Below are 9,509 nucleotides of genomic sequence, written 5' to 3' on the forward strand. Positions count from 1 at the left end.
GCTTATACGTCATCTTTCATTTTCAACGAATCTAAGTCAGACTGACTACATATTCCTAAAAGTACTGGATCTTTCGGCTCCAACTCTTCGTAATTCCAATGAGTTTTAGCTCTGATAGAATCGACTAATTTCTCCGTCGTACCAAGTATTTTTGCTATTTCCTTAGAATTGACCGTCGTAAATCTATTAATTACCCATAATATGGCATTTGCTTTCTCTCTTCTTAATGCTACCGGAGTGTATTTTCTCGTTTTATTCTTTGCAAAAAGCACTCCTTTCATAATTTCAGACATTCTCAAAGTGCTTTTAGCGTCATCCTCGCACCTCTTAATCTCTTCCGCGGTAAGCTGTCCTACGCTAATAGGGCTTATAGGGGTAATTTTATGCCCTAACTCATCATCCGCCATAGCCTGCACCTCTAAGAGATGTAATTTACAGAAAGTGGCAATTTGCGTAAAAGTAAGTTTTGTATTAAGAATCAACCACATAGCAGTAGCTTTTGGCATGACGGGCTTTGCGTTAAAGTCGATAACTTTCTTTTTTACAGCCATTAAATTCTCGTAATTATTCACTGCTTCCTACGCTATTCTATAGCAATTTTCGTGAAGATTAAAGCTTAAATAACAAAATTCAATAAAGGAGCGCATTCAGAGTGAGATATATCCTCAATACTGTTAATTACGAAGATTGCAATCTATCGCATATTATGGTACGCTTTCCACATTCATTAGTTTGATTAAAGTTTTCTAATATGGGACAAAAGGCAAATCCTGTTGGTCTGAGGTTAGGTATTAATAGAAGTACCGATTCGATGTGGTATGCGTCAAAGGCAGATTATCCGCGCATCCTACGTCAAGACATTGCTGTACGTGAGCTTATAGAACAGCGTTTCGGAAATGCTTTAATATCCAAAATTGAGATGCGCCGTTCTTCGTCAAAACTGAATGTAAGAATAGTAGCGACGAAACCTATGGTGATACTAGGTAAAAGTGGTGCAGAAACGGATACTCTAAAAAAGAGTATTGCCGATATCGCAGATCAAGGTCTAGAAATCAATGTAATTGTAGATACTGAAAAAAAACCGTTATTACAATCTAGAGTTGTAGCAAAAATGATTTCTCAACAACTCGAACAGAGAGTCGCGCCGAAACAGGCAATGAAGAAAGCTATTAGAGATGTTATGAAATCAGGCGCATACGGAGTGAGAATCGCTATAAGTGGAAGATTAGGTGGCGCTGAAATAGCAAGAACAGAATGGCAAAAAGATGGTAGCGTACCTCTTCATACATTGAGAATGCCGATCGAAAAAAGTAATGCAGTTGCGCATACTACGTATGGCGTACTTGGAGTAGCTGTAATTATAGCTGCTCATCCAAATAGCGTACATGAGGAAGAGCAACACTCTTAATAAGCTTTTATTTTAGAGAGAAGAACTTCCTATAGCTAGCATATAAGCAGCAATGTACAGAGTTTTAGCTTTTAGCTTTTGCGTTGTAAAATCTGTAAAGTTCGCCATGTGAAGCGCACTGCCTTTCAAGTATGCGATGGTTGTGCGAGAAAGTATCTTTCCTTCTCAAGATGAAATTTATGATTGATGTGCCCTCACTTAGTTTCTTTGTACTCTGCTTTCTAAGCTAAGATGCAATTTGTTCGGAGATATGCATTATTTCATTTATAGTAACGACTGTATCGCTCTTTCTTACCATCTCTTTCTTGATTTCTTTTATCTCTAACTACTGCGCTATCGCAGTGTGAACGGTAGAATTTATAAGCAGCATATTGCCACTCACCTCTCATTACGATAAAGAGAAGTAAATCTTTTTGCTGTATTTCAAAAGTGCTTTTCTTTGCTGTATTTCAAAAGCACATCTCTTTCCTGTATTTGAACGTATATAATTATAAAATTTTTCTACTGCTGTAATTGATCTTACATTAATGCATAAATAATTCGCAGAATTTTAACCCTTTCTTAGAAGGAAAACTCGATTGTTGATTAGTAAGAATTACTATTCCAACTTCTGCAGAAGGCACAAAACCAATAAAAGAATTTACTCCATTGATTGAACCGCCATGGAAAATCATTTTTTTATTCGATGTTTTTCCTACTCTCCATCCAATTGCATAATACTTTTTTATTCCACTACGTTTATCCTTTGAATGACTTTTCACAACAGGAGTATATAAGTAGCGCAACATTTTCCTAGAAATAACATCTTCTCTATATCCAGAACTTAGTTTCAAGATTTCTATCATTCCATTCAACGAAGCAAATACACCAGCGGCAGAAGAAACGGTCTTCGGATAATAAGGTGGAAATGGTAAAGATTTCAATACCCTCTTCCCTTTTCTCTTTATCACAAGATGCGGGTAAGCAATTGCGTGATTTCTTTTTATCGGAAACATATGAATACCATTTACTCCTAAACGATCAGACATTGCGACAACAGCGTTCCGTAAATTTAATTCATTAGCTTTCAAAAATTCTTCAGATAAGCTGAAAATCGCATTACTATAAAAATAGCACTCTCCTACTCTACACTTTGGGCATTGTTTTGATATCTGAGAAAGTAATGCATTTCGAGAAAACCCTCTTTCTATTTGCGGATTTCCGGAGAAGTCATAGCCTGTACTATGGCTTAAAATATCCTTCATACTAATATCTGTGCCGATACATGAAAGCTTTATTTTCTTCTCGAAGGAAAAATCGCTATGTTCAGCGAGAAACGCAATACTCAACGCAGATATTGGTTTTGAAACAGATGCAAGCGGAAATAGCGTATCTGCGGTAATCTTTTGACGATTACCGATTCTTTTACCAAAAGTTGTCTTATAAACTACACGTCCTTTGTATAGAATTGCTATTGCGCCGCCTTGCAATGTATGTTTTTCCCGCTGGCATTCCTCTGCAAATTTCTTAATCTTCAATAAGTTATCATTGCTAGCTGTAGCTATGCTTGCACTACATAGAAAAAATAGTATAAAGAAAATCAAAGAATCTCTTAACATTAACCTTTGCAATCGAAGTAAATTACAATTCTGATAAATAAAAAAGACATCTCACTTCAGGTGTCTACTACCCTCCGATGTCGAATTTATTCTGATAGTTACTTTTTAGCAAGAGAATAACAATAAATAGTGCGGGTATGGATAATAACACCGATACTACGAAATATACTTTCCATCCAAAAAGCGATGCTATAAATCCAGAAAAAGAACTGAATATATTTCTCATAAGCTGCGAAGACGAACTTAATATAGCAAACATTGTAGCTCTATAAGAGTTTTGCGCTCTACAAAACATACTCATGAAACTTATTATAGCAACATTAGCAAAACCCTGGCAAACCTTTTCCAAACACGAAATCGCACCTAATATCATGTTTCCAGCAGATGATGATAGAAATATCAAAAACAACAAATTAGAGAAAGCTGCCATAATTTCAGCAGCAAGTAATATATGTATTGTTTTCTCAAAAAATCTTCGAAGAATGTAGCTTCCAATTACTGTACCTGTTAAGAATCCGATTGTGCCAAAAATCTTATTAAACGTGGCAAGCTGTTCTTTTGAGAAACCATTTTCTAAAAGAAATGGCATTAGCAATACATCCATAAATCCATCGCTTAGTTTGAATGTAGCAACTAAAAGCAATATCAATACGGCTTTATCAGCTGCAAGAAATGTGGTAAAGGCACCACAATACTCTTTAATAAAAGAAGCAATTTCGTACTTTTTCTTTTGAAGCGTGACGATGGCATCATCTATTTTGTAAATTACTATCAGATACAATGAACATAGAAATCCGCAAATAGCATATACACTATTCCAAGAGACAATACTTACAAGATTGAGAGTGATAAAACTGATGCATGAGATTGCGGTTGTCCACCCTAGAATAAAGTATAAATCAACTTTCGGAATTTCATAATTATTTGCAGCTTCTAACCTAAATGCTTCTAGGCTATTATCAAAAGTTGCGCACATGGACGCTTGTAGCAGCGTAAAAGCAAAAAATACACATTCGTTATAAACCATAAAAGGAATAGCGATCATACTCAACGAGATCATAATCTGAAGTAAGAACATCCATCTCTTCCTCATGCACCACTTTTTCGGAAACAACATATCTAGCGGTATAATGTCGGTAAATGGCGCACTTAAAGATTTAAAAGAAAATGGTAACATCCTAGCTGAGAGGATACCTAATGAAATCAAAGAGTACTTTATATCATGTAGAAAGACAGTCGTCACAACAGAAAGCACGCCAAATGAGGTGCCGCTACATGCACCTAAAAGAAATAATCTTAAATGTACTATATGTGGAAATAAATGTCGCCATATTAATTTCATATAGCTTTTATTGGTACACCATAATACATTATTTATATGGTAGCACATCATCTTTTTTAGTGCCATATCAATCCAAAATCATTCATAAATTGAGTACTATCATAACGAAAAGATACAAAATAGAGTGCGCTATAGGAATTGAAGTAGAGTTTTACGCAATACCTAAAAATCGATACAAACACAGTACTATAGTTGAATTGGCAGAAAAACTAAAACAATGCGGAGTATCAGTGGTTAAAGAAGATGATGAAGATCAATACGAAATTAGAATACCTCACACTACAGATCTTAATCGCTTATGCGAAAAAATTGAAATGTGCAATAAAGTACTAGAAAACTGCAATCAACATATAATTATTACGTCAGCAAAGCCATTTTTAAAAAAAAATGCATCGAGTGCACAGTACAACATTAGTTTACATATTGATAGCAAAAACATCTTTTCTCAGTCATCTATTACAAAAAATGACCATCTAACGAGTTACGTCAATAGTATCTTAGAAATGCTGAACGATGCTTTATACTTTCTACTGTCTCAAGATAATGAGGAATACGCTCGCTTCGGTAGTAGTATACACACACCTCTGACAGTAAGCTGGGGGATCAACAATAGAACTGCCGCAATCAGAATACCATCTTCATATCACGAAAACAGAAGGATAGAATTTAGGGTGCCATCACCTAAGTCATCGCACGATAACGTAGTACTATTTTTGCTAATATCACTCTTACACAAGATAGCGGTTTCTCAGAAGAAACACTATTCACCAATATATGGAAATGCGCATGATACAGCGCTGTACGGAGGCGAACCTTTGCACTCCTCTCACAAAGCAGCGGCGGCGAACTTCAGATTGCCAGAACGCATTATACTCATATCAAACGCCTTTGAACGAAGTGATTATGAAATGCAAAACATCCTTTCTGAAATTCACGCCTTACTGCTACAACACAAAATACCTTAGAAAAACTATAACTCTCCGTCGGAAGCTCTATTTTTAACCAAAGCAATTTCTATAATTTTTACGTCTTTCTCTTCAAGTACTGCTCTCGCATTCTGAGAAACTTTATGCACCTCTATCGAACGAAAAGCTTTATCGAGAATAGTATCCGGCTCCTTAGGGCCAAGTAACTTGACATTCTCTCCCTTCTTTTCAATTAATCCGAGTTCAATCATTACATCCATTGTTACGTCAGAATCCGCATTAATCTTCTCATTTCTAATCAGATCATTCAGCGCATCAACACTAATTAAAGTATACTCTATCCTGTTAGTACTTCTAAAACCACGCTTAGGTAGCCTTGTGTACAAAGGCATTTGCCCTCCTTCAAATCCATTTAATGCAACTCCACTCCGTGCAGTCTGTCCTTTTCCACCTCTACCGGATGTCTTTCCAAGCCCTGAACCAACGCCACGACCGAGTACTTTTTTACCTCTTCTAGCGCCGTAATTATCTCTGAAGTCATTCAGCTTCGTGAAGGAGTTGCTACGCTCATCGCCTCGCTGTCCATACTCATCGTTTCTTCTACGAAATGAACTTCCGTCTCCTCTACCGTAAAATCCTGAACGTTCACCATCTCGTTGCGGACGCTCGTCGCTTCTGCTACGAAACGAGTTTCTGCCATCTGTTCTACCGTAAAATCCAGAGCGCTCACCATCACGTTGTCCGCGGTCTGCTCCTCTACCACGAAAAGAACTTCCACGCTCTGTCTCAGTAGAAAAACTAGATGAACGCTCGCTACTACGATATCCTCGTTCACTTCTTTGTCCTGGCTCTCGCCTTTCGTTACCTCTCTCACTATATGAGGAATTTTTATAAGCTTTTCTTCGCATACTTAATATATTGCCGTTGTAATAACGTACGAAATAGTATCATAACATATGCGGATGTACAAACACAAATATAAATTTTTAGTAAAGCGCATCTACATTTGGATACTATATGTTGCACTACGCGCTATTTAATGGTAGCATTACGCTAAATTGGTGAATTTCAGCTTAACATACTATGCCTAGGAGATGTGACGTAAATGGTAAGACAGTTATTTATGGTAATAACGTTTCGCATTCTAATAGAAGAACACGCAGAAGATTCCTGCCTAACATACAAAATGTTAGTGTATTCAGTTCTGCGATGCAGAAATTCTTCAGACTAACTGTCTCTACCGCAGGTCTTCGTACATTGGATAAACATCATGGCATAGATAACTATCTGCTCGCTACCTCGAATGAAAAGTTGACGTCAAAACTTCTTAACATTAAGAAGGCTATCCTTGCGAATTCTAGTTCTTGTGCTGAATAAAATTTAAATGAAGCAATCATGAATAGAGATGATAGGCTTTCTACTATAAAGATCCTCTACGAGATTTCGTGTAAATCTTTTCTTTCAGAACGTGCACACGGAGATATATGGAACACAATGTCTGATCAGTATTCCAGCGATAACTCTGAATATCATGAATTGCACGATTTTTATTCTGAAGAACTCGCAGAAGTAGATTTACGTGCTCCGTTCGTGAATGATGACGTAAGAAGTGCAGTAGCTTATTGCGCAATGAATCACCACAGCATTATCAAAACCATATCTAGCTGTCTTCAGAATGGTACCGATATATCAATGTCATATATGTTAGAAGCTATCCTTAAGTGCGCTTTTTACGAAGTATCTAAAAGAGTAGAATACGACATTGTATGGAAAAGCCGCCTTATATCCGAGTATTTAAGTATAGCGCCGCTTTTCGGACAAACACAACGCTCCGGATTGATTAATCACTTACTCGATGCATGCTGGAAAAAGCTTAGCAACTTACCTAAAGCTTCAGTAGAAGCGGTGGTACAATAATGATCGTTCTAGGTATAGAATCCAGTTGTGATGATGCTTGTGTCTCACTAGTGAAGGATGATGGTACAATTCTTTTTAGCGATTCTTATGCTCACACTGTACTACATGCGCTATATGGAGGAGTTGTGCCGGAAATCGCTTCAAGATCTCACACTCAATCTCTTCCAAAATTATTCATGCGCTGTATCAATGAGTCAAAGATTTCTCTCTCAAATATAGATTTTATAGGAGTGACTGCAGGACCAGGATTAGTCAGTGCTCTCATGGTAGGTATCGCTTTTGCAAAAGGTATCGCAACAGCTCTTAAAAAACCGTGCATTCCAGTAAATCACTTGGAAGCGCACGCTCTTGCTCCTAGGATGTCTAACAAAGATCTTTCTTTTCCGTATTTACTCTTATTAGTATCAGGAGGAAATACGCAACTCGTATTATCGCTAGGTATAGGAAAACATATAATAATAGGAGAGACACTAGATGACGCAATTGGAGAGACTTTTGATAAAGTCGCTCAATTTCTTAAATTAGGATACCCTGGAGGCCCGTTAATAGAAAGAATGGCAAAACACGGAAAACAGGAAGCGTATCGATTTCCAAAACCGTTATATAAAAGTAATACGCTAAATTTCTCCTTCTCAGGTTTAAAAACAGCTATTAAAAAAGCAATTCTTAATAAAAATGAAATAAATCAGAATGATATATGCGATATATGCGCTTCTTTTCAACGTACTATTCTCGATCTGTTAAACGATAAAATAGCTCAAGCTATTATATATGCTAAAAGAGATTATAATATTCAAATTGAAAGAGTAGTAATAGCAGGTGGCGTTTCTGCTAATGCGTTTTTATCTCATAACATAGGAAATTTTCTATGCAGTCTCGGCTGTAAATTATTTTTCTGTGAAGCAGCTCTATGTACCGATAATGCAGCAATGATTGCATGGACAGCGATAGAAAAGGTAAAAAACAGCTACACTTTAAATAAGCCTCTTCAGGAAAAATATAGCAGCACCATGAATTTCACGGTATCGCCAAATATGCGACTATCACTGACTGAAGAAGATTAAAGAACATACTTCATGTACTATATTTTACTTAAGGCAATTTAGAGATATTGCGCATAAGGTATAAAAAATTTATAATTCTGTTATAAATGGAAGTGCTATTAAATATGGAATCCGAATTCTTATCACAGGGTGGATTTGATGGTAATAAAAGATATAATCTACCATTAGAGGATTGGATAACTACTGCTAATCATCCTCCTGCACTATTCTGGGGTGCTGAGATATCTAATATGCTACATAAAATAAGATTAGAGGATGCAGCACTACTCACTAGTAGAATAGGTTCGGGACTCGGTGATGCGAAAATACCAAGTCTGTTTAATAGCAGGAAATAGAACGTACTCTTTAGAAGAGTAATTCGTATAATTCACTCTGCTGCTTTCATAATATATAGTTGTAGCTGATATAGCGTTCAGTATGCTATATTAACCGATATTCATGAGGGAGTGGAAACTCATTTTCTGTAAGCTTCTATGCTTATAAACACTCGTCACTGTGTAAAATTTTCTTCATAACAATGATAGGAGTCTATATGATAATAGGCATTGTGTCGTTTTCCACTATCAACGGGATTATCATATACATGTTTTTTGTTAACCTAAAGAAAGAAGCTGAGATGAGGAAAAAAGCACTAGAAGAAAGACGTATAATACGCTTAAGAATAATGAAAACACTCCGCGCAAAATACTATCGAGATTTTGATGAAGCATGTTAATGACGTTATATCTCTTAGAAAGAATATCATAATCTAGTAAGAAGACTAAAATTTATCGCGCATAGCAATATAGAAAGTGCTCTATCAGCAAATAGTAAATTGCAAAATCTCAAAATTCTGAGAAATATCAGAATAACCACTAATGAAGTAATCTGCTATAAAAAAAGAGAAAATATTAGATAGAAAAATCATATATAAAGTAGTAGCGCGAAGTAGCATCGATAGATTTATGCGAAGTGGCAAAGAGTATCTCTTCCATGCGGATACTCTTCGAGATACTACATTCTGCAATTAGATAGCACCTCAGAAAAAGCATAAAGTGCTATATTAGAGTCTTATAGTTAGTTTATTCATCAAACATCCAGTGATATCTCCAAAGCCTTCCTCTAATTCTTCTTTCCATCCTAACAATCATCTTCTCTTTTTGTATCTCTATTCTTACGTTTGCTTCTTCCTTCAATTTTCTCTTTATAGCAAGAGATAATGCAATACTTGTGATCATGAAGAGAATTATACCACATACTATAAGAGCGAGCATC

At 36.3% G+C, this 9,509-nt stretch carries 12 protein-coding genes; 7 read left to right on the top strand and 5 right to left on the bottom strand.

Annotated features, from left to right (window positions below; translation table 11 throughout):
- Positions 1 to 2: 2 nt before the first annotated feature.
- Positions 3 to 551 carry a cell cycle transcriptional regulator TrcR gene (locus tag Fsol_RS02450; RefSeq protein WP_108673311.1) on the bottom strand — a complete coding sequence of 183 codons (549 nt, stop codon included), beginning with the start codon at positions 549 to 551 and terminating at the stop codon, positions 3 to 5.
- Between the two features lie 200 nt (positions 552 to 751).
- Here Fsol_RS02450 and rpsC point away from each other — a divergent pair, with 200 nt between their 5' ends.
- Positions 752 to 1,408 carry a 30S ribosomal protein S3 gene (rpsC, locus tag Fsol_RS02455; RefSeq protein WP_108673312.1) on the top strand — a complete coding sequence of 219 codons (657 nt, stop codon included), beginning with the start codon at positions 752 to 754 and terminating at the stop codon, positions 1,406 to 1,408.
- 524 nt (positions 1,409 to 1,932) lie between these two features.
- On the opposite strand, the gene Fsol_RS02460 is transcribed toward rpsC, so the two are convergent.
- Complete coding sequence (locus tag Fsol_RS02460; protein ID WP_108673313.1) at positions 1,933 to 3,006, bottom strand: serine hydrolase domain-containing protein; 1,074 nt, start codon at positions 3,004 to 3,006, stop codon at positions 1,933 to 1,935.
- Between the two features lie 67 nt (positions 3,007 to 3,073).
- Positions 3,074 to 4,414, bottom strand: a complete 1,341-nt coding sequence (locus Fsol_RS02465) for an MFS transporter (RefSeq protein ID WP_158521624.1) — start codon at positions 4,412 to 4,414, stop codon at positions 3,074 to 3,076.
- On the opposite strand from Fsol_RS02465, the gene Fsol_RS02470 reads away from it, so the two are divergent.
- A complete protein-coding gene (locus Fsol_RS02470) occupies positions 4,408 to 5,313 on the top strand; it encodes a type I glutamate--ammonia ligase (protein WP_158521625.1) in 906 nt (301 codons plus the stop codon). The two genes, Fsol_RS02465 and Fsol_RS02470, sit on opposite strands and share 7 nt — an antisense overlap.
- A 5-nt stretch (positions 5,314 to 5,318) precedes the next feature.
- On the opposite strand, the gene rplO is transcribed toward Fsol_RS02470, so the two are convergent.
- Positions 5,319 to 5,819: a 50S ribosomal protein L15 gene (gene rplO, locus Fsol_RS03825; protein WP_410519421.1), complete on the bottom strand. Its 501-nt coding sequence runs from the start codon at positions 5,817 to 5,819 to the stop codon at positions 5,319 to 5,321.
- Positions 5,820 to 6,357: 538 nt separating this feature from the next.
- Here rplO and rpmB point away from each other — a divergent pair.
- The 5 genes from rpmB to Fsol_RS02500 all read left to right on the top strand — a co-directional run bounded on the left by rpmB (position 6,358) and on the right by Fsol_RS02500 (position 8,970).
- On the top strand, positions 6,358 to 6,651 hold the full coding sequence (gene rpmB, locus Fsol_RS02480) for a 50S ribosomal protein L28 (protein WP_108673317.1): 294 nt from the start codon (positions 6,358 to 6,360) through the stop codon (positions 6,649 to 6,651).
- A 117-nt stretch (positions 6,652 to 6,768) separates the two neighbouring features.
- Positions 6,769 to 7,191 carry a transcription antitermination factor NusB gene (locus Fsol_RS02485; protein ID WP_158521626.1) on the top strand — a complete coding sequence of 141 codons (423 nt, stop codon included), beginning with the start codon at positions 6,769 to 6,771 and terminating at the stop codon, positions 7,189 to 7,191.
- Positions 7,191 to 8,255 carry a tRNA (adenosine(37)-N6)-threonylcarbamoyltransferase complex transferase subunit TsaD gene (gene tsaD, locus Fsol_RS02490; RefSeq protein WP_108673319.1) on the top strand — a complete coding sequence of 355 codons (1,065 nt, stop codon included), beginning with the start codon at positions 7,191 to 7,193 and terminating at the stop codon, positions 8,253 to 8,255. The genes Fsol_RS02485 and tsaD overlap by 1 nt, the downstream gene beginning before the upstream one ends.
- A gap of 104 nt (positions 8,256 to 8,359) precedes the next feature.
- Positions 8,360 to 8,590, top strand: coding sequence for a hypothetical protein (locus Fsol_RS02495; protein ID WP_145958121.1), 231 nt, complete (start codon positions 8,360 to 8,362; stop codon positions 8,588 to 8,590).
- A gap of 182 nt (positions 8,591 to 8,772) precedes the next feature.
- Positions 8,773 to 8,970: a hypothetical protein gene (locus tag Fsol_RS02500; RefSeq protein ID WP_108673321.1), complete on the top strand. Its 198-nt coding sequence runs from the start codon at positions 8,773 to 8,775 to the stop codon at positions 8,968 to 8,970.
- Between the two features lie 346 nt (positions 8,971 to 9,316).
- Here the strand turns inward: Fsol_RS02500 and Fsol_RS02510 are convergent, their stop codons facing one another.
- On the bottom strand, positions 9,317 to 9,508 hold the full coding sequence (locus Fsol_RS02510; protein WP_108673323.1) for a hypothetical protein: 192 nt from the start codon (positions 9,506 to 9,508) through the stop codon (positions 9,317 to 9,319).
- Position 9,509 lies beyond the last annotated feature (1 nt).

It is taken from the genome of Candidatus Fokinia solitaria, assembly GCF_003072485.1.
Taxonomy (GTDB): domain Bacteria; phylum Pseudomonadota; class Alphaproteobacteria; order Rickettsiales; family Midichloriaceae; genus Fokinia; species Fokinia solitaria.